This window comes from Streptomyces hyderabadensis (assembly GCF_020404845.1).
Taxonomy (GTDB): domain Bacteria; phylum Actinomycetota; class Actinomycetes; order Streptomycetales; family Streptomycetaceae; genus Streptomyces; species Streptomyces hyderabadensis.
In genome coordinates this window covers 39541-61988 of sequence record NZ_JAIOJZ010000003.1, presented here as the reverse complement: position 1 = coordinate 61988, position 22448 = coordinate 39541, and the positions used below count along the sequence as shown (strand labels likewise).

The 22448-nt window shown below is 73.7% G+C and carries 19 protein-coding genes and 1 tRNA gene; 12 read left to right on the top strand and 8 right to left on the bottom strand.

Annotated elements, in window-relative coordinates:
• The first annotated feature begins 46 nt into the window (after window positions 1-46).
• Window positions 47-835: a hypothetical protein gene (locus K7854_RS03885; protein ID WP_226024930.1), complete on the top strand. Its 789-nt coding sequence runs from the start codon at window positions 47-49 to the stop codon at window positions 833-835.
• A 245-nt stretch (window positions 836-1080) separates the two neighbouring features.
• Here K7854_RS03885 and K7854_RS03880 read toward each other — a convergent pair whose 3' ends face one another.
• From K7854_RS03880 to K7854_RS03870, 3 genes are all read right to left on the bottom strand, one after another.
• A complete protein-coding gene (locus K7854_RS03880; RefSeq protein ID WP_226024929.1) occupies window positions 1081-2046 on the bottom strand; it encodes a DUF5926 family protein in 966 nt (321 codons plus the stop codon).
• A gap of 259 nt (window positions 2047-2305) precedes the next feature.
• Window positions 2306-2944 carry an ATP-binding protein gene (locus K7854_RS03875; protein ID WP_226024928.1) on the bottom strand — a complete coding sequence of 213 codons (639 nt, stop codon included), beginning with the start codon at window positions 2942-2944 and terminating at the stop codon, window positions 2306-2308.
• A 127-nt stretch (window positions 2945-3071) separates the two neighbouring features.
• The gene (locus K7854_RS03870) at window positions 3072-3899 is read right to left on the bottom strand and encodes a glycerophosphodiester phosphodiesterase (protein WP_226024927.1); all 828 of its coding nucleotides are present in this window, start codon (window positions 3897-3899) and stop codon (window positions 3072-3074) included.
• A 262-nt stretch (window positions 3900-4161) separates the two neighbouring features.
• Here K7854_RS03870 and K7854_RS03865 point away from each other — a divergent pair, with 262 nt between their 5' ends.
• Complete coding sequence (locus K7854_RS03865) at window positions 4162-5754, top strand: S1C family serine protease (RefSeq protein WP_226024926.1); 1593 nt, start codon at window positions 4162-4164, stop codon at window positions 5752-5754.
• Window positions 5755-5869: 115 nt separating this feature from the next.
• On the opposite strand, the gene K7854_RS03860 is transcribed toward K7854_RS03865, so the two are convergent.
• Window positions 5870-6763, bottom strand: coding sequence for an NADP-dependent oxidoreductase (locus K7854_RS03860; protein WP_226024925.1), 894 nt, complete (start codon window positions 6761-6763; stop codon window positions 5870-5872).
• Window positions 6764-6833: 70 nt separating this feature from the next.
• Here K7854_RS03860 and K7854_RS03855 point away from each other — a divergent pair, with 70 nt between their 5' ends.
• From K7854_RS03855 to K7854_RS03830, 6 genes are all read left to right on the top strand, one after another.
• The gene (locus K7854_RS03855; RefSeq protein ID WP_226024924.1) at window positions 6834-7424 is read left to right on the top strand and encodes a TetR/AcrR family transcriptional regulator; all 591 of its coding nucleotides are present in this window, start codon (window positions 6834-6836) and stop codon (window positions 7422-7424) included.
• A gap of 322 nt (window positions 7425-7746) precedes the next feature.
• Window positions 7747-8115: an RNHCP domain-containing protein gene (locus K7854_RS03850; RefSeq protein ID WP_226024923.1), complete on the top strand. Its 369-nt coding sequence runs from the start codon at window positions 7747-7749 to the stop codon at window positions 8113-8115.
• Between the two features lie 26 nt (window positions 8116-8141).
• Window positions 8142-8573, top strand: a complete 432-nt coding sequence (locus K7854_RS03845; protein WP_226024922.1) for an RNHCP domain-containing protein — start codon at window positions 8142-8144, stop codon at window positions 8571-8573.
• A 162-nt stretch (window positions 8574-8735) separates the two neighbouring features.
• Window positions 8736-8820, top strand: a tRNA-Ser gene (locus K7854_RS03840).
• Between the two features lie 233 nt (window positions 8821-9053).
• Window positions 9054-9575, top strand: a complete 522-nt coding sequence (locus K7854_RS03835; protein WP_226024921.1) for a hypothetical protein — start codon at window positions 9054-9056, stop codon at window positions 9573-9575.
• Between the two features lie 128 nt (window positions 9576-9703).
• Entirely contained in the window at window positions 9704-10768 is a 1065-nt protein-coding gene (locus tag K7854_RS03830; RefSeq protein ID WP_226024920.1) for a DUF4232 domain-containing protein, read from the top strand.
• Here K7854_RS03830 and K7854_RS03825 read toward each other — a convergent pair.
• Together K7854_RS03825 and K7854_RS03820 are read right to left on the bottom strand one after the other, a co-directional pair.
• On the bottom strand, window positions 10735-11214 hold the full coding sequence (locus K7854_RS03825; protein ID WP_226024919.1) for a hypothetical protein: 480 nt from the start codon (window positions 11212-11214) through the stop codon (window positions 10735-10737). The two genes, K7854_RS03830 and K7854_RS03825, sit on opposite strands and share 34 nt — an antisense overlap.
• A 140-nt stretch (window positions 11215-11354) precedes the next feature.
• Window positions 11355-12236 carry a bifunctional DNA primase/polymerase gene (locus tag K7854_RS03820; protein ID WP_226024918.1) on the bottom strand — a complete coding sequence of 294 codons (882 nt, stop codon included), beginning with the start codon at window positions 12234-12236 and terminating at the stop codon, window positions 11355-11357.
• 363 nt (window positions 12237-12599) lie between these two features.
• On the opposite strand from K7854_RS03820, the gene K7854_RS03815 reads away from it, so the two are divergent.
• From K7854_RS03815 to K7854_RS03805, 3 genes are all read left to right on the top strand, one after another.
• On the top strand, window positions 12600-12926 hold the full coding sequence (locus K7854_RS03815; protein ID WP_226024917.1) for a hypothetical protein: 327 nt from the start codon (window positions 12600-12602) through the stop codon (window positions 12924-12926).
• Between the two features lie 298 nt (window positions 12927-13224).
• Window positions 13225-13830: a SigE family RNA polymerase sigma factor gene (locus K7854_RS03810; RefSeq protein WP_226024916.1), complete on the top strand. Its 606-nt coding sequence runs from the start codon at window positions 13225-13227 to the stop codon at window positions 13828-13830.
• Window positions 13831-13958: 128 nt separating this feature from the next.
• A complete protein-coding gene (locus K7854_RS03805; RefSeq protein ID WP_226024915.1) occupies window positions 13959-15635 on the top strand; it encodes a long-chain fatty acid--CoA ligase in 1677 nt (558 codons plus the stop codon).
• Window positions 15636-15696: 61 nt separating this feature from the next.
• Here K7854_RS03805 and K7854_RS03800 read toward each other — a convergent pair whose 3' ends face one another.
• Window positions 15697-17034 carry an MFS transporter gene (locus K7854_RS03800; protein WP_226024914.1) on the bottom strand — a complete coding sequence of 446 codons (1338 nt, stop codon included), beginning with the start codon at window positions 17032-17034 and terminating at the stop codon, window positions 15697-15699.
• Window positions 17035-17170: 136 nt separating this feature from the next.
• Here K7854_RS03800 and K7854_RS03795 point away from each other — a divergent pair, with 136 nt between their 5' ends.
• Window positions 17171-17749 carry a TetR/AcrR family transcriptional regulator gene (locus K7854_RS03795; RefSeq protein ID WP_226024913.1) on the top strand — a complete coding sequence of 193 codons (579 nt, stop codon included), beginning with the start codon at window positions 17171-17173 and terminating at the stop codon, window positions 17747-17749.
• A 40-nt stretch (window positions 17750-17789) separates the two neighbouring features.
• Here K7854_RS03795 and K7854_RS03790 read toward each other — a convergent pair whose 3' ends face one another.
• On the bottom strand, window positions 17790-22406 hold the full coding sequence (locus K7854_RS03790; RefSeq protein WP_226024912.1) for a hybrid sensor histidine kinase/response regulator: 4617 nt from the start codon (window positions 22404-22406) through the stop codon (window positions 17790-17792).
• Window positions 22407-22448 lie beyond the last annotated feature (42 nt).

Here is a 22448-nt window from a genome sequence, read left to right as displayed (position 1 = left end):
GCGCGCGCGGGAGTCCGTGCCCGCCCTCGGTCGTTATCGTCCGGGCATGCCGCTTCATGCAGGGGAGCACCGCGCCGTCGGGCCGCGCCGCACCGGGTCACGCCGCAGCGGCCCGGACCGTCGGCGGATCCGTCTGTACGGGCTCGCGGGTGTCGTGGTGTGCGCGGTCGTACTGCCGTTCGCGGTGGCGTCCGCGGGGCCCCCGGGTGACGCGGACGGCGAGAGAGCCGAGGTTTCGACGGCGGTGCCGCTCCTCGCGCGGGGCGGTGACGACAAGGCGTCCGCCACCGCGTCGGCAGCCGCGGCCGGGGCTGCGGCGGAGCCGGGGGACCGGTTCGGGCTCGCGCCGGGGGTCCTGTCCCAGGGAGCCGACCGCGTCGCGGACGAGGGCGCAGCTGCCCGTTCACCGTTGCCGCCCGGCCCCGCACTGGCCGCGCGCTGCGGCCCCGAACTCACCTCGCCCGCGGGCGTCGAGGCACAGACCTGTGTACTGACCCGGGGGGCGGAGACCTGGGCGCGGACCTACTACCGCAACGCCACCGGCGGCCCGCTCGAGTCCGTGCTGAGCCTCATGGGACCCGGCGGACGCAGCGTGCGGACGAGCTGTGCGGTGGGTGTCGAGGACGCGCCGGGCACCTGCGAGACGCCGCCGCAGGACACCGGGGACGCGAGCCGGGGCGGCCTGGCGGGATACACCGCGGTCGCGGAGTTCGCCCGCCGGGCCGGGTACGGGCCGCTGCTGCTGCGGGCCGGGAGCGGCGAGAGCGGCCGGGACGGCGAGGGCAACGGCAGCGGGCTCGGTGACGCCAAAAGCCCCTCGGGTACGGGGAGTTGACCGGCGGCTGCGGTGCGTGCGCGAGCGGGCGCATGGAAAGACCCGGTTGCTGGCGACGGGGGATGCACCAGCAACCGGGCTACTGGAACGGTAACAAGAGATCGGCTGTTAGCAAATTCGGTCTCCTGCTTTCCGGTCACCGACTGGCCTGTCCCTACCGGGAGTTGTGACCGGAGTCACCCGTCCACGAGCCACCGCTCCGGCTGACCGGTCGGTCAGCCGGACGCGGCTCGCACGGCTGTGCGTCAGCTGAGTGTGACCTGCCGGTTGGTGAGGCCGCCGCGTGCCCGGCGCTCGTCGTGCGTGAGCGGAGCGTCCGTGGCCAGGGCCTCGGCGAGCCGCTCGGCGAACTCCGCGGCCGGCTTCTCGATGTCCTGCGCGGAAATCTCGCTCGGCAGGTCCCACACCGGCACGGTGAGCCCGTGGGCGCGGAAGGAGCCGACGAGGCGGGTGCCCTCGCCGAGGGACGACCGGCCCGCGGCGTGCAGCCGGGCGAGAGCGTCCAGAAGCCGCTCCTCCTCGTGCGGCATGACCCAGCGCAGGTGGTTCTTGTCCGGCGTCTCGCACCAGTAGGCGGCGTCGACGCCCTGCAGCCGGACGGTCGGGATGGCCGCGGCGTTGGCGCGCTCCAGGGAGGCGGTGACGTCCGGCGTGGCGTTCTCCGGGTCCGGGACCCAGAACTCGAAGCCCGAGTGCACCTCCGGCTCGAAGGCGCCCTCGGGCGAGAGCAGGTCCTGCAGCCGGGGCCCGTCGGCCGGCGCGCGGCGGCCCTGCACCGGGGTGCCCGGGTCGGCGGTCAGCGCCCGCGCGAGGGTGTCGGCGAGGTCGCGGCTGATGTCGCCCGACGCCGTGTCGTTCTGCAGGCCGAGGAGGACCGAGCCGTCGTCGCGACGCAGGGCCGGCCAGGCCATCGGCAGCACCGTGGCCAGTGTGACGGAGGGGACGCCCTCAGGCAGGCCGTCCCGCAGGGTCAGCCCGACCGTGGCCGCCGGCACCAGCTCCCGCAGCGCCACCCAGTCGCACTCGCCGGGCAGCCCCTCGAACGGGCGCTGCACCAGCGCGGTGGTGGCCTGCGCGGCGGTCCGGCCGTGGCAGGCCTTGTACCGGCGGCCGCTGCCGCAGGGGCAGGGCTCGCGGGCGCCGACGACCGGGACCTCGGCATCGTCGAGCTGGGGCCGCTTGGCCTTCGTCTGGGGTCGCTTCTTGGCCATCGTGGGTGTCTCCCGGTTACGGCTCTACTCGTACGGGCGCGAGCCTAGCCGCTCCCACACCGGCCGTCGGGACCCTGTGGACGACGGGCCGCCTGTGGACAACTCGCCACCCCGCACGGCCCCGTAACGGTGACGGCGGCACAGGGGCACCGCGGGGTTGCGGTCGTACGGGGGTCGGCCCTGGTCGCCGTATGCCGACCTCTGCTGATCCGTGCCGGCCGTACGGGGTCGGCTTCGGCGCCCGGACGCCGAACCAGCGTCAGCCCAGGTCCTCGAGGGCGTCCGCGAAGTCCAGGCCGGGGATCTCCGACACCGCCGGTGCCGAGATCCGGGCGGCGAAGTCGTCGCGCCGGTGCGCGGCGTCCGGATCGTGCACGTCGTCGTGGACGACGACCCAGACGGTGACCTCACCATGGGCGTCGTCCCGTACGCCCCAGTCGTCGGCGAGCGCCGTGATGATGTTCAGCCCGCGGCCGCCGTGTGCCGTGACCGAGGGGGTCGCCGGAGCCGGGCGGGTCGGGCCGCCGCCGTCCGTCACCTCCACGAGGAGCCGGCCGCTCGCGTCCACCTGCCACGCGGCGCGGACGTCGCCGTCCCCGGCCAGCGCGTCGCCCAAGGGGCGGCCGTGCTTGCACGCATTGCTCAGCAATTCGGAAAGGACCAGTACAGCGTCGTCGATGACCGATTCCGCCACTCCGCCCCTGCGCAACTGATCACGCATGCGGTGTCTCGCTTCCCCCACGCCCGCAGGGCCATGGGGCACGGCCATGCTCGACGACGTGGGCACCTCCTGTGCCACCACCAACGCCACCCCCGAGACCTCCTTCGCCCCACGCCACGGTGTGGATGCCCCATCGCCCTGAGCCGGAAACCGGCCGATCCCCGCACGGTGACGCATTCGACACGGTCGAACACGTACCGAACGCGCCGGTGCACTCCCCGTAATCGCATGGCTGGATTTGGTCGGTGTGGCCGAGACCGGAGAATGGGGCAGCCGGACCGCCGGGTCAAGAGGTACGGACGAATCAGCGGCCCAGGTGGTCCAGGACGGCGCGCGGCCGGTTGGTGATGATGGCGTCCACGCCCAGGTCGGAGCAGAGATCCACGTCGGCGGTCTCGTTCACCGTCCACACGTGCACCTGGTGACCGGCCCGCTTCAGGCGCTCGATGTACGCGGGGTGATTGCGCACGATCCGGATCGAGGGGCCCGCGATTCGGACACCCGCGGGCAGCCGCCCGTCGCGCAGCCGGGGTGAGACGAACTGCATCAGATAGACCGTCGGCAGCGTCGGCGACGCGGCCCGCACCCGGTGCAGCGACCGGGCCGAGAAGCTCATCACCCGTACCGGGGACTCCTCCGCCGAGGCCGGGGCGTCGAGTCCGAACCGCTTCAGGAGCAGCAGCAGCCGCTCCTCCACCTGTCCCGCCCAGCGCGTGGGGTGCTTGGTCTCGATCGCCAGCTCCACCCGCCGCCCCGCGTCGGCGACCAGTTGCAGCAGTCGCTCCAGGGTCAGGACGGAGGTCTCCTCCCGGTCCTCGGGCCGGTGCTCCCAGTCGGGCTGCTCGTCGCGCGTGCGCCAGAACTCCCGGGTGCGCCGGGCGCCGAAGTCCAGTGCGGCGAGATCGGCCAGCTCCAGCGCGGACACCGCACCGCGGCCGTTGGACGTACGGTTGACGCGCCAGTCGTGGACGCAGACGAGGTGGCCGTCCGCGGTGAGGCGGACGTCGCACTCCAGGGCGTCCGCCCCGTCCTCGATCGCCTTCCGGTACGCGGCCAGGGTGTGCTCGGGGGCCTCCTCGGAGGCGCCACGGTGGGCGACGACCTGAATCCGGTGCTGTCGTGCGTGGGTCACCGCGTCATGGTGCCACCGCGGACGGGTAGACGTGCCATCGGCGGAAACGGCAACGCGTCCGTTTAGTCTTGCATAACCCATATAAAGGACGGTCGGGGACCCACAGCAACCGCTTATGGTGCTCTGACGGCCCGTGGGAAAAGCTGATGGCATACAAAATCACCAGCACATCCGCATCGCGCCGGACCGTGGAGCAGCGCGTGAGCGTCGCTGAGCGCGACCAGGGTGAGCGACAAACAGCCGTGGAACGAGGAGAGAAGCTGTGAGCACCGAGAACGAGGGCACCGCGGTACCCCCGGCCCCGTCCGCACCTCCCGTGCCGGTGGATGCTCCCGCTGCCTCCGCCCAGCCCCCCGCGCCGCCCGCCGACGACCAGGCACCCGCCGCCCCCGAGGCCCCGGCGGCTCCCCCCGCCCAGCCCCCGGCCGCGCCGCAGGACCACCCGGCTCCCGAGGGCGCCGACACCCCGCGGGGCTCCACGGCCCCCGACGCCTCCTGGCCCCCGCCCCAGCCGCCGGGCACCCCAGCCGCCCAGACTCCGCCGGCGGGCCAGGACCCGACGGCCGCCCAGACCCCGACGTACGGCGGAAGCGGCCACAACGGCTTCGGCAATGACTTGGGCGGTGGTTTCGGCGGCGGCTCCGGCGGCGGTTTCGGTGAGGGCCCCGGTGGCGGGGCAGGCGGCGGAGCGGGCGGCTGGGGCGCCTCGTACTACCAGCAGCCCGCGCCGAAGCCGGGCCGCGGACGGGGCGGGCTGGTCGCCGGCGTCCTGATCGCCGCGCTGGTCGCGGGCGGTCTGGGCGGCGGTCTCGGCTACACCCTGGCCAAGAACAACGACGAGGGCGGTTCCACCACGGTCTCCGCCTCCGACACCGGCGGCTCCGTCAAGCGGGACGCGGGCACCGTCGCCGGAGTCGCCGCCAAGGCGCTGCCCAGCACGGTCACCATCCAGGCCGAGGGGAGCAACGGCGAGGGCGGCACCGGCACCGGCTTCGTCTTCGACAAGGAAGGCCACATCGTCACCAACAACCACGTGGTGGCGGAGGCGGTCGACGGCGGCAAGCTCAGCGCGACCTTCCCCGACGGCAAGAAGTACGACGCCGAGGTGGTCGGCCACGCCCAGGGCTACGACGTCGCGGTCATCAAGCTCGAGAACGCGCCCTCGGACCTGAACCCGCTCCCCCTCGGCGACTCCGACAAGGTCGCCGTGGGCGACTCGACGATCGCCATCGGCGCCCCCTTCGGCCTGTCCAACACCGTGACCACGGGCATCATCAGCGCCAAGAACCGCCCCGTGGCCTCCAGCGACGGCAGCGCCGACAGCAAGGCGTCCTACATGAGCGCCCTGCAGACCGACGCGTCGATCAACCCGGGCAACTCCGGCGGCCCGCTGCTGGACGCCCAGGGCAACGTCATCGGCATCAACTCCGCGATCCAGTCGACCAGCAACGGCGGCTTCGGCACCGGCCAGGCCGGCTCCATCGGCCTGGGCTTCGCGATCCCGGTCAACCAGGCGAAGTTCGTCGCCCAGCAGCTGATCAAGACCGGCAAGCCGGTGTACGCGAAGATCGGTGCCTCCGTCTCGCTGGAGGAGACGACGAACGGCGCCAAGCTCACCGAGCAGGGCGTCGGCGGCTCCGACCCGGTCGAGCAGGGCGGCCCCGCCGACGACGCGGGCCTCAAGCCCGGCGACGTCATCACCAAGCTCGACGACCGGGTGATCGACAGCGGCCCGACCCTGATCGGCGAGATCTGGACGCACAAGCCCGGCGACGAGGTCACCGTCACCTACGAGCGCGGCGGCAAGCAGCACACGACCGAGGTCACCCTGGGCTCGAAGCTCGGCGACGACTGATCCCCGCCCGCTCAGACAGCCCGCCCAGACCGCCTGCTCCGCGCCCTCCGCGCCCATCGCGATCGGCCCGACTTCGCCACCGGGGACAGCCCGGTGGCGAAGTGCGTTCAGCGGTTCAGACGACCAGGACCCGGCGCCCGCGCGTGTGTCCCGCCCGGCTGTCGACGTGCGCGGCCGCGGCCTCGGCGAGCGAGTACGACTTCTCGACCGGGATGTGGAGCTTCCCCCGCGAGATCAGGTCGACGGCCTCGGCGAGCGCGGCAGGCACGCTGCCGGCCACCCCGGAGAAGCGGACGCCGAACTCGGGCGCCCCGAGGTCGGCGATGCTGACGACCTTCTCCGGCGCCCCGGTCAGCTCGACCAACTCGCGGATCACACCGGAACCGGCCAGGTCGAGGGCCGCGTCGACCTCGCCGAGCCGCCGCACCCGCTCGACCCAGCCCTCGCCGTACGTCGTGGCGACGGCACCGAGGCCGCGCAGGTAGTCCTGGTTGGCGGCACCGGCCGTACCGATCACCTTGATGCCCCGGTCGCGGGCGATCTGCAGCACCGCCGACCCGACTCCCCCCGACGCCCCGCTGACCAGCAGCGTCTGCCCGGGCCGGACACCGACCTCGCGAATGACGCGCAGCGCGGTCTCCACCACGGAGGGGTACCCGGCCGCCTCTTCGAACGTCAGCCCCTCCGGCATCCGCGCCCAGGCCCCCAGTACGGCGAACTCGGCGTAGGTACTGGCACCCTCGCCGAACACCCGGTCCCCGACCTCGACCCCGGTCACTCCCTCGCCGATCTCGTCCACCACCCCGGCGGCGTCCAGCCCCACACCGGAGGGCAACTCGACCGGGTGGGCGCCCAGCACCTGTCCTTCCCTGACCCGCCAGTCGACGGGATTCACCCCCGCCGCCCGTACGGCGATGCGTATGCGACCGGGCCCCGCGTGGGGCTCCTCGGCGTCGATCAGCTGCAGCACGTCCGGACCGCCGAACTCGGCGAAGCTCACTTTCCTCATGCCGCGAACGTAGCACTAACGGATAGCGTTTCATAACGGTTATTGTTTCGTACCTGCTAGCCTGCGGGTCATGACCGTGCAGCAGTCGGGCCGCCGTGAGCGCAAGAAGGCCGCGACCCGCCAGAAGATCGCCGACACCGCGCTGCGGCTCTTCCTGGAGCGCGGATACGACGCGGTGGGCATCCGTGACGTGGCCGCCGAGGCCGACGTGGCCGTCACCACGCTCTTCTCCCACTTCGCCTGCAAGGAGGCGCTGGTCTTCGAGCAGGACGAGGACTTCGAGCACCGCCTCACGCGGGCGGTCACCGACCGCGCCCCGCACGAGCCGCTGATCCCCGCGCTGCGCCGCGAGGTCCTGGCCCTGGTCCGGCACTGCACCGCGGACGGCGCCGCCCCGATCTGGCGCATGATCGACGCGTCTCCCGCCCTGCGGAAGTACGACGAGTCGGTCCGCCTGCGCCATGCGGAGGCGCTGGCCGCGGCCATCGCCGCCGACCCGGCCCTGACCCGGAGCGAGACCGCCGCCCGCACCCTCGCGCGGTTCGTGATCGACGCCTACTCCCTGTCCCGCGAGGCCTCCGACCCCGAGGCCGCCCTCGACGAGATCTTCCCGATGATCGAGGCCGCCTGGCATGCTGCCCGCCCCGCACGCCACACGTGAGCCCCGCAGGGGCGGAATAAATGCGTTGACGCCGCCGGAAGGCGCCCTGTTAACCTCAACTGATCGTTCTGATTCGTTATGGGCCCCTGTGCCCTAGAAGAGGGTGTTTTGATGACCCGGCCCGCGCCGAGTGCGCCTCGCCACACCGCGTGACCGTCCGCCGCCTCTCGCCGCCCGCTTCCACCGGCGGCTGCCGGATGCGTCCTCCGGTGCTCTGACCTGCCCGTGCGCCGCTGAGCCGCAGCGCCAACGGGCTGCTTTCTGACGAGGCCACTCGGCCTGCTCTTGCTGTCTCGATCACTTCCCAGCAAGGAGCACCCGGGTGTCCAGCCACACCACCACCAACAACACTCTCAACCTCGGCACCTTCGCCTGCGCCTGGTGCGGGCTGACCGTGTCCGCGTACGCCGCCGACGGCGCGCCGCGCAACCACTGCCCCTCCTGCCTGCATTCCCGGCACGTTCTCGACCACGTCGAGGGCGGCCCGAGCGACTGCGAGGGCCGGATGTCCCCGATCGCCATCGCCGTGCTCCGCACCGGTGACTGGATGGTGATTCACCGCTGCGTGCGCTGCGACGAACTCACCTCGAACCCGGTCCGCACCGACGACAACCAGCTCATCCTGATGCGCATGGCGGTCCGCCCGCTGGCCCAACCCCCTTTCCCGCTCGAAGCGTTCGGAACCCTCTGACCGCCCGACAGGAAAGGAGCGGCACCATGCCACGCAACAACCACAGCAGCCGCGGGCAGCAACAGCGGCGGCGGCGTCCGCAGCGGCACAAGGACGTCCTGCACACCCAGGGCGGCCACCGCGCCAACGACTTCCGGTGCACGTCCTGCCGCCTCGACGTCTCCCCGGACGCCCCGGGCACCGCGCACCGCAACCACTGCCCGAACTGCCTGGCCAGCCTGCACGTCGACCGGAAGACACCGGGGGACCGCGACGCGGACTGCCGTGGGCGGATGGAGGCGCTGGGCATGTCCGTCCGCACCGACGGCGAGTGGATGATCATCCACCAGTGCACCTCCTGCGGTGAGCTGAGCGCCAACCGCATAGCCGGCGACGACAACCCCCTCGCCCTGGTCCGCCTGGCGCTCAGACCCCTGGCCGACCCCAAGCACGCCGGCCGCGCCCTGATCACCCTGTGACGGAAAGGGAACCCCAGCAGTGAAGATCCCGGAATAGCAGAGCGAGCCGGCGCAGCCCCGGGCCACTGTCCCGGGGCTGCGCCCCAGGTGGCGACCACAGACCCCGCGCGACGCCCCGGCCCGGTACGCTGTACCCGCTCCGTCCCTGGTGGACGGCGCGTGGGTGGGTTGCCCGAGCGGCCTAAGGGAACGGTCTTGAAAACCGTCGTGGCGCAAGTCACCGTGGGTTCAAATCCCACACCCACCGCGGTGTTTGACGGCCCCTGACCAGGCATGACGGTCGGGGGCCGTCGCCGTGTGCGCTACCCGCCGATCACCGCCGTTCCCCACGATTTCCCCCTGCTGCCTGGTCGTCAAGGCCATCTCGCGTCTGGATCACCGGACTCTGACCCCGTGCTGTAATCCTCCGAACGACAATGAGCTGGGCGGATGGGATACGGGGGACGGGGCGTGGCTGCTCGGATCCGGCGTGCTGCCGGGGTGGGTCTGCTGGCGGCGATCCTGCCGCTGTCTGGTTGCGATGACACGGACGGCATAGACGCTGAAGATCGGGCAGCTGCGATAAAGGCTGCCCGGTCGTATGAGCAAGCCCAGGTGGATCGAGATTGGGAGGCCGCCTGCGAAGCCGGGACCAAGCGCCTGTTGCACAGCCTGGGGGCAGACACCGTGGCCGAGTGCATCGAGATCTACGATGTGCCCCCGCTTCGCACATACTCGGACGTCCGGGTGAGTATTGGTGAGGTGATCGAGATTCCGTCGTTCGGCCGCCACCCTGCCGGAATCGGACTGCGGGCGACCGTAGAGCGAGGTCAGCCAGACCCCCACAGCTCTCACACCGCGCTGCGGCTGGTTCCCGGGGACGAGGGCACGTGGCTCGTCGATCAGGCAGCCCACCTCATCGCCGTCGAGGACAGCGACACCGAGGGCACGGATGCTGAGCGCCGCATGATCGCCGAGCGGACCGACATGGAAGCCGTGCGGGCCGCGCTCGAGCGCAAGTGACACAGCCAGGCGGCAACGGGCACGGCAAGTGCGGGTCCAGTGGTCGGGGTTCCGGTTGTGACAGGGCTGTGACCGGAGGTGTGGCTTCCGCCACGGTCGGGGTGGGATGGGGCTGGTGGGGTGGGGCGATGCGTATTCCCCCGTTCCGCACGTCGTTGGTGGTCTCCGGTGTGCTTGTGGCCGGTCTTCTGCTGGGTGGCTGCGGTACTGGGACCGCCGCCTCGGAGGCGGGAGGCGGCGGGGAGACCCAGGGGCCGTGTGCGGCTTCCGGCGGCGCGGTCGGCGCCGGGGCCGAGCGGGACGGGGTCCGGGTGGTCGGGGTGGTGGAGCGGGCCGGGGCCAAGGAGAGCGCGTCGCCAAGTGGGCGGGTGAGTGAGCGGCCCGGGGTGTCGGTCACGGCGGACAGTCTGCCGGGGGTCGGGGCGGCGGGCGGGCCGTGTGCCGTCCAGTACGACGTGACCAACCCGGAGTCCGAGCCCTTCACGTACACCATCACCTTCTCCCTGGTGGACGAGCAGGGCCGGGCGATGTCGAACGTCGAGGAGACCGTGGCGTCGGTGGGGGCCGGGAAGACCGTCCGGCGGACCCTTGAGCAGGCCGGGCATCCGGCGGGCGGGACACTCGACGCCGGGCGGGTGCGGATTCTCGACGTGGAGCGGGTGCCCTCCGACGAGGCGCCGGCGCCCGCCGGTTCGTGTCCGGCGTCCGGACTGCGGCTGACCGCGGACCAGGGCGACGCGGCGATGGGCCTGCGGGTCGTGGGGCTCCACCTGGAGAACTGCGGGGACCGGGCGTACTCCCTGGAGGGTTACCCGGTACTGCAGTTGCTGGACGCGGAGCACCAGCCGGTGGACGGGATCGAGGTGCTGCGCGGTACCGACGGCATCCCGATGGCGGGCGGCGACGACGGTCCGCCGCGGCCGGTGACGCTGCGGCCCGGGGAGCGGGCCGTGTCGGGTCTGGCGTGGCGCAACACCACCGAGTTCGGCGAGGCGGTGACCGTGCCCTACGTCAGGGTCAGGGCCGGGGCCGGTGCCGACCCCGTGATGGTCGCGCCGCACCTCGATCTCGGCACCACCGGAGAGTTGGGCGTACGGGCTTGGCGGAAGGACGAGACCGACCCGGGTGCGGGCGAGGGCGGGAATGGGAGGCCGGGGGCTCAGGGGCCGTACGGCGGATCCTCCACCTCGTAGTCCCGTGCCAGGGTCGTCCAGTCGACGTCGCGCAGGGCCGCCGGGTCCGTGTCGTACGGGTCCGGGACACGGGTCGTCGGCTGGAACCAGATGACGGTCAGGCCGGAGCGGTGGGCGAGCGGGTCCCTGGCCGGGGCGAGCGGTGTGGAGGAGAAGCGGCCGACGCAGGCCACGCGCGGGAGCGTTTCGACGGGACCGAAGGCGCCCGCGTACTGGTCCGGGTACTCGCGCGGCGGCGGGATCAGGTGTACCGGCACGGTGGGGGACATCCGGGCGGCGGTGTGCAGGAGCTCCCGGATGCGCAGGTCGTTGACTGGGCGGCAGGGGTAGCTCTCCGGGCCGCCGTAGGTCGGGGTGAGGCGCAGTTCGGTCAGGTCGACGTTGCGGCCGTCGGCCAGGACGAGCCGGGTCAGCGACAGGGTCGGCACTCTGGGGCGGTCGTGCATCGGCGTCTTTCGGTTTCGTGCCGGGTGGGGCGGGCGCCCAGGTGGCCGGGGCAGGCGGCGGGGGTGAGCGGCGTCCAGCGAGCGGCGTTCAGTGAGCGGCGTTCAGTGGGGGCGGGGCAGGCGGCAGGGGGGTCGGGCGGTCATGCGGGGCGTCGGGCGGTCATGCGGGCCGCCGACGCGATCGTCGCGCGGGCCTCGCGTTCGGTCAGGCCGACGGCCCGTGCGGCGTCCAGCAAGGAGGTCAGCAGGGTCGCGCCGATGCCGTTCTCGTATGCGCGGCAGGCCGCCCAGAAGAGGCGGGTGTTGCGCTGGCCCCGGTGTGCGGCGAGGACGAACTGGACCAGGCCCCGGCCGTCGCCGCCCGTCGTCCCGCCCCCGGCACGCCGCACGGCAGGCGTTGCCGGTAGCAGCAGGCGCAGCAGGGCGGGCGGGCAGGGCGCGGGGGTCAGGTGGGCCGTGCCGGGCGCGGTCGTGTAGGTGCCGTGCCGGGTGCGGGAACCGGGGCCGACCAGGTAACCGCCGGCGCCCCGGACGTCGATGCCGGGGGCGAGTCGGCCGGCCGAGTTGGGGACGACGAGGTCGGGCGGGCCGGTCAGCCAGAGGTGGCGGCCGCCGCTGGGGGTCAGGACGACGACCGTGGGCGGGATCGTGAACAGGTGGCGCAGCGCCAGTTCGCGCAGGGCGGTCGAGGAGTCCGTCTCCGACGCGTCCGGCTTCGTGTCCAGGTCGACGCCGATCAGGTGGTGCGGCGGCAGGCCGCAGGCGATGCCGTAGCCGGTGGCCCAGGGCGCGGCGGCGAACAGCGCGCGGACCCGGGCCGGGTCGGTGGAGGCGTCGTGCACGCCGTGGCCGAAGCGGCCGCACTCGCCGTGGCAGGTGAACGGCGCCGGGGCGGCGCGGTGGGGGGAGCGCAGCGCCGGGAGCTTCGTCCGGGCCAGCGGGATGACGGCCAGCCCGCGTTCCGCGGCTGACAGGGCGTGTGCGAGGGCCAGCGTCGTGGCCTGCCGGTCGGTGGTGGCCATGGGTCTATGTTCGTACGTATGTTCGAGAAAGGGAAGGGCGGGGGGTGCGACACGCCGGGGCGGCAGGGGCGGGGAGAAAAAGTGGCGGAACGCTTCACCCCTTGCGTGGCTTGAGGCGGAGTCGTCCCTGCTGTCCCGTGGTGGGACGGAAGAGAAGCAAAGGGGTTTATCGACTTGTCCTCACGCTTGAGGGCGAATCAGGGCTTCCGGGGTGGTTCGCCGGGGATCCGGTGGGCAATTCTGATCACGCGACGTCGTGCACAGCGTCGAGGCGGTCGGCCAACTGCCTTGGCACAAGCCCTAGTTCACGTACTTCTCGCGTTGTCGGCTGGAAGCCGGTGCGCACTTGTTCTGGAGGAACACATGGCAAGCATCCGTACCGCCCGTGTCGTCGCCGCCGTCGCCGCCCTTCCGCTCGCCGCCGCGCTCTTCGGCGGGGTGGCGACGGCGGACAACGGCGCCTTCGCGGACGACGGATCGAACGCGACCGCGGCCAGCGCCTCCGCCGGCATCATCGGCAGCGGCGTCGGCGACGACAACAACGGCAACTCGTCCACCACGCAGCAGCAGGCGGTGGGCTCGGGGGCCTCGAACCAGAGCAACACCGCGCAGGTCGACGGCTCCGCCTTCACGTCGATCAACCAGGGCAACGAGAACGTGGCCGTCACCTTCTCCCCGCTGTGGTGGTGAGCTGAGGGGCCGGCGCGGGTGCGCTGCCGCGCCGGCCCCTCGGTTCCTTGTGCGGGTGTGCTTCATGGGGTCGCAGTGCGTCCGGGCGACGGTACTCCGGTACCGTCGCCCGGACGTTTTCGTGTGGTGGTTCCGGCCCGGTCTCGCGGGAACCCCCAGGGGTCAACCCGCAGTACCCCTCCTCCCCCACTCCACCTACAGGAGGTGGGGCCACCACCACCCCTACAACCTGAGGCGGACTCTGCTTCGGGACCTGCGGCCGATCCGCCGGGCACCCCCTCGCTCATAGCGTTGAGCCATGACCACACCCGTCTGCACCAGCGCTTCGAACGCCGCCACCGCCCTGGCGCCGGCCACGGCGAGGGCCGCCGCGCCGGCCACGGCCACCGCAAGGCCGCAGACCTTCCCGTACCCGTCGTTCTCGTCGTACGTGAAGGCCCGCCAGCCGGTGCTGCTGCGTACCGCCCGGTCGCTCACCGCGAACCCCAGCGACGCGGAGGACCTGCTGCAGACCGCGCTCACCAAGACGTACGTGGCCTGGGAGCGCATCGAGGACCATCGCGCCCTGGACGGCTATGTGCGCCGGGCGCTGCTGAACACCCGGACCTCGCAGTGGCGCAAGCGCAAGGTCGACGAGTTCGCCTGCGACGAGCTGCCCGAGCCCGAGCCGGTGCCCGGCGGCGACGACCCGGCGGAGCGGCAGGCCCTGCACGACGCGATGTGGCGGGCGATCATGAAGCTGCCCGCGCGGCAGCGCGCGATGGTCGTCCTCAGGTACTACGAGGACCTCAGCGAGGCCCGGACGGCCGAAGTGCTCGGAGTTTCCGTGGGCACCGTGAAGTCGGCGGTCTCCCGGGCCCTCGGCAAGCTCCGCGAGGACCCTGAGCTGGGCTTCGTCCGGTAATGGCCCGGTATGTGAACCTCCAGTGGAGTCGCGTGGGCGGACCCGCGCACTGATCGATCACCCGGGAGTAGTGACATACCGCGCGGTATGTGCGCAGAATCAGCGCAACCCTTACCGCCGCGTAGGCAATGTCGCCCCGGGAGGACACCGTGCTGAGCACGATGCAGGACGTACCGCTGCTGATATCGAGGATCCTGACCCACGGGTCGACCATCCACGGCAGCTCGCAGGTGACCACCTGGACCGGTGAGGACGAGCCGCACCGCCGCTCCTTCGCCGAGATCGGCGCCCGCGCCGCCCAGCTGGCGCACGCACTGCGCGAGGACCTCGCCGTCGGCGACGACGAACGCGTGGCGACCCTCATGTGGAACAACGCCGAGCATGTCGAGGCCTACTTCGCGATCCCCTCCATGGGCGCGGTGCTCCACACCCTCAACCTGCGCCTCCCGGCCGAGCAGCTGGCCTGGATCGTCAACCACGCCGCCGACCGGGTCGTGATCGCCAACGGATCGCTGCTGCCGCTGCTCGCCCCGCTGCTGCCGCACCTCAAGACGGTGGAGCACGTCGTCGTCGCCGGGCCGGGCGACCGCTCCCTGCTGGACGGGGCCGCCGTCCAGGTGCACGAGTACGAGGAGCTGATCGCGGGGAAGCCGACGGCCTACGACTGGCCCGAGCTGGACGAGCGGGCCGCCGCCGCCATGTGCTACACCTCCGGCACCACCGGCGACCCCAAGGGCGTGGTCTACAGCCACCGCTCCATCTACCTGCACTCGATGCAGGTCAACATGGCCCAGTCGATGGGCCTGACCGACCAGGACACCTCGCTGGTGGTGGTCCCGCAGTTCCACGTCAACGCCTGGGGGCTGCCGCACGCCACCTTCATGACCGGCGTGAACATGCTGATGCCGGACCGCTTCCTGCAGCCCGCGCCGCTCGCCGCGATGATCGAGGGCGAGCGGCCGACGCACGCCGCCGCCGTCCCCACCATCTGGCAGGGCCTGCTCGGCGAGCTGACGGCCAGGCCCCGCGACGTCTCCTCCCTCACCCAGGTCACCATCGGCGGCTCGGCCTGCCCCCCGTCGCTGATGGAGGCGTTCGACGCGCTCGGCATGCGGGTCTGCCACGCCTGGGGCATGACGGAGACCTCGCCGCTGGGCACGGTCGCCCGGCCGCCGGCCCACGTGGTCGGGACGCCGGAGGAGTTCGCCTACCGTCTTACCCAGGGCCGCTTCCCGGCCGGTGTCGAGGCCCGCCTCACCGGTCCCGGCGGCGAGCGCCTGCCCTGGGACGGCGAGTCCGCCGGTGAGCTGGAGGTGCGCGGCAACTGGATCGCCGGGGCCTACTACAACGGGCCCGGGGCCGAGCCGCTGCGCCCCGACGACAAGTTCAGCGAGGACGGCTGGCTGAAGACGGGCGACGTCGGCACGATCTCCCCGGACGGCTTCCTCACCCTCACCGACCGGGCCAAGGACGTCATCAAGTCCGGCGGCGAGTGGATCTCCTCGGTCGAGCTGGAGAACGCGCTGATGTCCCACCCGGACGTCGCCGAGGCGGCCGTGGTCGCCGTGCCCGACGACAAGTGGGGCGAGCGCCCGCTGGCCACCGTCGTCCTCAAGGAGGGCGCCGACGTCGACTTCGCCGCGCTGCGCACCTTCCTCGCCGAGGACGGCAAGATCGCCAAGTGGCAGCTCCCGGAACGCTGGACGGTCATCGAGACGGTGCCGAAGACCAGCGTCGGCAAGTTCGACAAGAAGGTGCTGCGCCGGCAGTACGCCGACGGCGGACTCGACGTCACCCGGCTCTGACCGGCACGTGGACGAGGGTGCCGGGCGGACCCCGCGGCCTGCGCCCGGCACCCCTCCGTCCTCACCGCGCCGTGCGTGCGGCACGCGCCGGGCGTACGGCCGTGGCCGTCCACCCCAGCACCAGCCAGGCACCCGCCACCGCGCACACGCCGCCCCAGCCCCAGTGGCCGTACGCGGGCCCCGCGAGGGCCGAGGCCAGCGCGCCGCCCGCGAAACCGGCGACGACGTACGCCGTGTTGGCGGTGGCCGGTGCCGAGGTGGTGGTCAGGGCCAGGGTCTGGTTGGCGACGTGCGAGGCGACCAGCGCGGCGTGCACCAGGACGGCGGCCGCGCACAGGGCCGCCATCGCCTGGCCGCCCAGCCAGAACAGCGGCACCGAGAGGGCGGCCAGCGCATACGCGGAGCGCACCACCTTGGCGGCGCCGAACCGGTCGACCAGGCCCCCGGCGAGCGGCGCGACGACACTCGCCGCCAGCCCGAACAGGCCGAACAGCCCGGCCGCGGCGGTGGTCATGCCGTACCCCTCGTCCCCCGCGAGCAGCAGCGCGAGCGAGGTCCACAGGGCACTCCAGGCGCCGTACATCCCCGCCTGCCGCACGCACGCCCGCCACAGGTCGGGCGAGCGGCGCACCACACCCGGTATCGCCACGAGCCCCGCGAACAGCGGCCCCCGCCGCTGCCGCCGCTCCACGGGCAGGATGTGCGCCGTCGCCAGCCCCAGTACGGCGGTCAGCACGGCGGCGCCGACGAACACCGCGCGCCAGCCGAAGGCCTGCCCGGCGAGACCGCCCAGCACCCGGGCCGCGACGACGCCGGTGAACAGGCCCGCGATGACGGCCGCGACGTGCCGGGCCCGGCGGTCGGCCGGGGCGCGCTCGGCGACCAGCGGGACGAGCAGCTGCGGTACGACGGTCGCCGCCGAGGCGACCAGGACGGCGCCGGCGAGCGCACCGGTCCCCGCCGACGCGGCGGCGGCGAGCAGCGCCGCCGTGGCGACCAGCGAGAGGACCGCGACCAGCCGGCGCCGGTTCACGCTGTCCCCGAGCGGGGCGAAGAAGAGCAGGCCGGCCGCGTACCCCAGTTGTGCGACCGAGGCGAGCCAGGCCACTGCCGACGGGGTGGATCCCATGTCGTGGGCGATGAGGGGGAGCAGCGGCGCCGCGAGGTAGATGTTGGCGGCCGTCACGGCGGTGCACAGGGCGATCAGGGGGAGGAAGAGGCGGGCGGCCACCCCGGACGGACCGGCCCCGGACCGACCGGGTCCGAACGGACTGGTCCCGGACGGGCCGGTTTCGGACGGGCCGGTTTCGGGCGACGTGCCCGCGGGATGCGCCGGACGCGCAGGAGCGGGTTCGAGCCCGGACTGCGGGGTGGCGGAGGGGGACGGCGATGACGGCATGAGCGGAGCGACTCCTTCGAGCGCGCAAGTAGCAACTAACTGGTTGGTTGGAAGTAACTCCGGGAGTCTGGTCCGCATTCCCGAGGGCTGTCAACCAAATAGTTGGTTACCTTCCCCGCCCCGCTACCCTTGCCCCATGGCAGCAAGGGACCCCGAGGCCACCAAGGCCCGGATCTTCGAGGCGGCGGTGGCGGAGTTCGCCCGCCACGGCATCGCCGGCGCGCGCATCGACCGCATCGCGGCCGAGGCCAAGGCCAACAAGCAGCTGATCTACGCCTACTACGGCAGCAAGGGCGAGCTGTTCGCGTCCGTCCTCGAGAAGAAGATGCTCGACCTCGCGATCTCCGTCCCCGTCGACCCGGACGACGTCGAGGGCTGGATCGACCGGCTGCTGGACTACCACGCCGCCCACCCCGAGCTGCTGCGCCTTCTCTTCTGGGAGGGCATGGAGTACGGCACCGCCGAGCTGCCCCACGAGGCCGAACGCCAGGCGCACTACGCCCGCAAGGTCGCCGCCGTGCGGGACGGCCAGGAGCGCGGCGTGATCACCGACGCCATCCCGGCGCCCGACCTCCTGTTCCTGCTGGTCGCGATGGCGAACTGGGCGGTCGTCGTACCGCAGATGAAACGCATCCTGGTCGGCGGCGAGGACGGCGACGCCGACCGGCTGCGCGAGTCGATCAAACAGGCGGCCCGGCGGATCGTCGACCGCTGACGCGAAGGCCGCCGTCGGCCGGCGAGGCGGACGGGGACCGTCAGTTGGTCCCGATCCGCGAGAGCAGCTCGACGATCCGGGACTGCACCTCACCGCTGGTGGAACGCTCCGCCAGGAAGAGCACCGTCTCGCCCGAGGCCAGCCGCGGCAGGTCGTCCTGGTCGACGGCGGCGGTGTAGACGACCAGCGGGGTGCGGTTGAGCTGCCCGTTGGCGCGCAGCCAGTCGACGATCCCGGCGGCCCCCTCCTGGCCCCGCTGCACCCGCATCAGGTCCATCACGACCAGGTTGGGCCGGAACTGCCCGGCCAGCGTGACCGCGTCGGCGTCGCCGGCCGCCCGCGCCACCTGCATCCCGCGCCGCTCCAGCGTCGAGGTCAGCGCCAGCGCGATCTCCGCGTGCTCCTCGATCAGCAGCACGCGCGGCGGGTGCTGCTCGCTGTCCCGGGGCGCGAGCGCCTTCAGCAGGACGGCCGGGTCGGCGCCGTAGGCGGCGTCGCGCGATGCCTGGCCGAGTCCGGCCGTGACCAGCACCGGCACCTCGGCCGCCACCGCGGCCTGCCGCAGCGACTGCAGCGCCGTACGTGTGATCGGCCCGGTCAGCGGGTCAACGAACAGCGCGGCGGGGAACGCCGCGATCTGCGCGTCGACCTCCTCGCGCGAGTGCACGATCACCGGCCGGTAGCCGCGGTCGCTGAGCGCCTGCTGCGTGGACACGTCCGGGGCGGGCCACACCAGGAGCCGGCGCGGGTTGTCCAGCGGCTCCGGCGGCAGCTCGTCGTCCATCGGCTGCGGACGCGGCGGGTCGGCCACCTCGACGGCCCCGCCGGGCCCGTCCAGCGGCTCGGGCCCCTCGGCGGCGTTCCGGTCCGGCGCCCCTATGGCGTACGACCGTCCGGCGCCCTCGGTGACCGGCGCGAGCCGTCCCTGACCGCCGGCCAGGGACGCCTGCTCCGGGGACTGCGGCGGGACCTGCTGCTTCGGCTGCCCGGCGGGGCGCTGACCGGCGGGCGGCTGCGCGGTGTGCGCCTGCGTCCCCGGCGGCTGCTCGGCGGGCGGGTGCGGGCGGGCGGTGGCGGGGTCGGGCGGCGTGCCCAGCTTGCGACGCCGGCCGCCGCCGCCCGGGTGATGCGGGGCGGGGGTGGCCGACGGCTGCTGCACCTGGACCGCCTGCCGGTTGAACGGCAGTCCCTGGCCCAGGGTCCGCACGCTGATCGCCCGTCCCTGCGTCGAGTTCGGGTCGACGGGCGCGGACGCCTCGGCGGGCAGCGGCTGCGCCGCGCGCGGGGCGGGCGCGTTCTCGGGCGGCAGCGGGGTGCCCCGGCTCGGCGTGGTCGCGGGGACGCCCTGGGGGGTGGGAGGGGTCGGTGCGGCGGGAGTGCCAGAGGGAGCCGGAGCGGCGGGGGCCGGTGTGGCGGGTGTCGGTGCGGCACCCGCGTCCGGCGGCACCGGGAGGCCGGGGGTCACGGCGGTGCCCGGCGCCACCGGCGAGCCGGGGGCCACGGGAGCACCCGGCGGCATGGGAGCAGCACTCGGCGGCACTGACGAACCCGGCGGAACCGCCGAACCCGGCGAAACCGGTGAACCCGGCGGCACTGGCGAACCCGGCGGAACCGCCGAACCCGGCGGCACTGGCGAACTCGGCGGTACGGGCGAGCCCGGCGGCACCGGCGACCCCATCGGCACCGGCGCGCCTGCGCCCTGCGTGTCCGCCGCGGCGGGCCACGGCTGCGGCGCCGGGGCGGGGCGCCCAGGGGCGTCGGACGTGACGGTGTCGGGCCGGGCGGCGTCGGCGCCGGACTCGGCGGGACGGGGTACCTGCGCCTCGGTGCGGGCGGCGGCGGCCGGTGCGGGCACGGGGGCTCCCTGCACCGGCGGCGCCCCTTGCACCGGGATGGTGTGCGCGGGCGCGCTCTGCGTCGGCACCGGCGCCGCTTCGTCGGCCGGGCGGGCGCCCCCGGCCGCCCGGCGGCGGCGTCCCGTGGGCGCCTCGGCCGGGTGGGGCTGCGGAGGCGTGTGGTCGGCAGCTTGGTCCTGCGGTACGGCGTCGTGGCGGCCGTCGCCCGGCCGGGCGTCACCGGGAGCGGCGGGCCCGGGCACCTGGACCCGATCGGGCCGCCCTTGCGCCTGCGCCTCCCCTTGCGACTGGACCTGGGCCTGGGCCTGGACCTGTCCCTGCGCCGTGGCCTCCGCCGCCCCCTCGGACGGACGGTCGACGTCGGCGGGCGGCAGGGCGAACACCTGGCGCGGAGCCGCCTCCTGCGCCGCGGCGCGCTCGTTGGCCGAGGCCAGGGCGCGGCGTCGGCGCCCCGTCGGCCGGTCCGCGTCAGCCGGGTCGGACCCGCCCGCCTGCACGGGCAGCGCCGGGGGCAGCGCGTGCTGCTCACCGCCGTCCGGCCCGCCCCGGCGTCCGGCGGGCGCCGGGACGCCCTGCGGCGGTACGGTCCCGCCCAGCCCGGTGTTGGACGCCGCGGCCCCGCCCCCGTGCTCACCGGCCATGACGACGGCACCCTCGGACACCCCGGCGGCCTCGGCGCCCGCACCCTCCGCGGGCCGTCCGCGCCGACGCCCGGTACCACCGGCCCCGGCACCGCCGCCGGGTCCCGTCTGCGCGGGTCCGGGCTGCGCGGGCACGGGAAGCGGAGCCGACGGATCGCCCTGCCCCGGCTCGTGCCCAGGGGTCTCGATTCCTGTCCCTGCCCCGGTCCCTGCCTCGATCTCGGCCTGGGCGGCCGCACGCCGCCTGCGCCGCCCGGTCGGTGCGGCGCTCTCCGCCTCGGGTCCGGCACCGCCCTCGCCCGGCGCACCCGCGACCTCGCTCTCCAGGAACGCGTCGACGGAGGCCCGGCGCGCCCGCCGCCGCCCGCCCCCGGGAGCCGGCTCGCGCACGGCCACGGCGTTCGCCGCGCCGGCGACACCGGCCGCGTCGGACCCGGCGTCCGGTACGGCGGGGGCGGCCTGGGCGAGTTCGGCGCCCTGGGCGGCGACGGCGCCCGCCCCGCCCCCGATCGGCACCTCCAGCACGTACGCGCTGCCGCTCATGCCCGGCACTTCGTGGGTCTGCAGCACGCCGCCGTGGGCCCGTACGATCCCGCGCACGATCGGCTCGTGCACCGGGTCTCCCCCGGCGTACGGCCCGCGCACCTCGATGCGGACGACCTCGCCGCGCTGCGCCGCCGCGACCACGACGGTGTTGTCCAGGTAGCCGCCCGTCGCCGACACGGGCGAATTGCCGGTGGCGTCGACGCCCGCGACGTCCGCGACCAGGTGCGCGAGCGCGGTGGCCAGCAGCCTGGGATCGACCTCGGCCTCGATCGGCGGCGCGTGCACGGCGAACTGGACCCGCCCCGGCCCGATCAACTCCACGGCCCCGTCGACACCCGCGGCGACGACGGCGTCGAGCATCACCTTCGTACGGGCGACCTGTTCGTTGCCGACGTCGAGGCGCTGGTAGCCGAGGACGTTGTCGATGAGGGTGGTGATGCGCGAGTAACCGGCCGACAGGTGGTGCAGCACCTGGTTGGCCTCGGGCCACAACTGCCCGGCGTCGTCGGAGGCCAGCGCGGCCAGCTCCCGGCGCAGTTCGTCCAGGGGGCCGCGCAGGGAGTCGCCGAGGAGGGTGAGCAGCTGCTCGTGCCGTCCGGCGAGCGCCTCGTACCGGTCCTTCTCCCGCTCACCGAGGGCGGCGTAGCGGTCGGCGTCCGCGGCGATCTCCTCCGCGTGCTTCTCCTCCAGCTCCTCCAGCTCGGCGACGTGCCGCTGCCGCAGCTCGGTCAGCTCGGCGGCGTGCTCCTCGGCGAGCCGTTCCAGCTCCTCGGCGTGCCGCCGCTCCGCCTCCTCGTGCTCCTTGACGAGGGCGTCGTAGGGGCGCCGGTCGGTGAAGGTCATCACGGCGCCGACGAGCTGGTCGCCGTCGCGCACCGGCGCGGTGGTCAGGTCGACCGGCAGCTGGTCCCCGCTCTTGGCGAACAGCACCTGCCCGCGCACCCGGTGCTTGCGCCCGGAACGCAGGGTGTCGGCGAGCGGGGACTCGTCGTACGGGAAGGGTGAGCCGTCGGCGCGGGAGTGCAGGACGAGGGTGTGCAGCTCGCGGCCGCCGAGTTCACCGGCGCGGTAGCCCAGGATCTGGGCGGCGGCCGGGTTGACGAGGACGATCCGCCCGTCGGTGTCGGTGCCGACGACGCCCTCGGAGGCGGCCCGCAGGATCATCTCGGTCTGCCGCTGCGAACGGGCCAGCTCGGCCTCGGTGTCGACGGTGCCGGAGAGGTCGCGGACGACCAGCATCAGCAGCTCGTCGCCGGTGTAGCCGTAGGTGTCGTAGGCCTGCTGGCCGGTCTCCAGGTTGGCGCTGGTGACCTCGACGGGGAACTCGGAGCCGTCGGTGCGCCGCGCGACCATCCGGGTCGGCTTGGTGCGCGCCCGCGGATCGATGTGGTCGGGCCGCCGCATGGACCCCGGGATCAGCCGCGAGTCGAACTGCGGCAGCAGATCGAGCAGCCCCCGCCCGACCAGCGCGGTGCCCGGCGTCTCGAACGCCTCCAGCGCGATGGTGTTCGCGTTGACCACGGTGCCGTTGGCGTTGACCAGGACCAACGCGTCCGGCAGCGCGTCCAGTATGGCTGCGAGGCGAGCAGCGCCTCGGGATGGCCTGCTGCTCACGAGACGCTTCCCTCCTGTTACCGCACTTGCCGACCGCCTGGG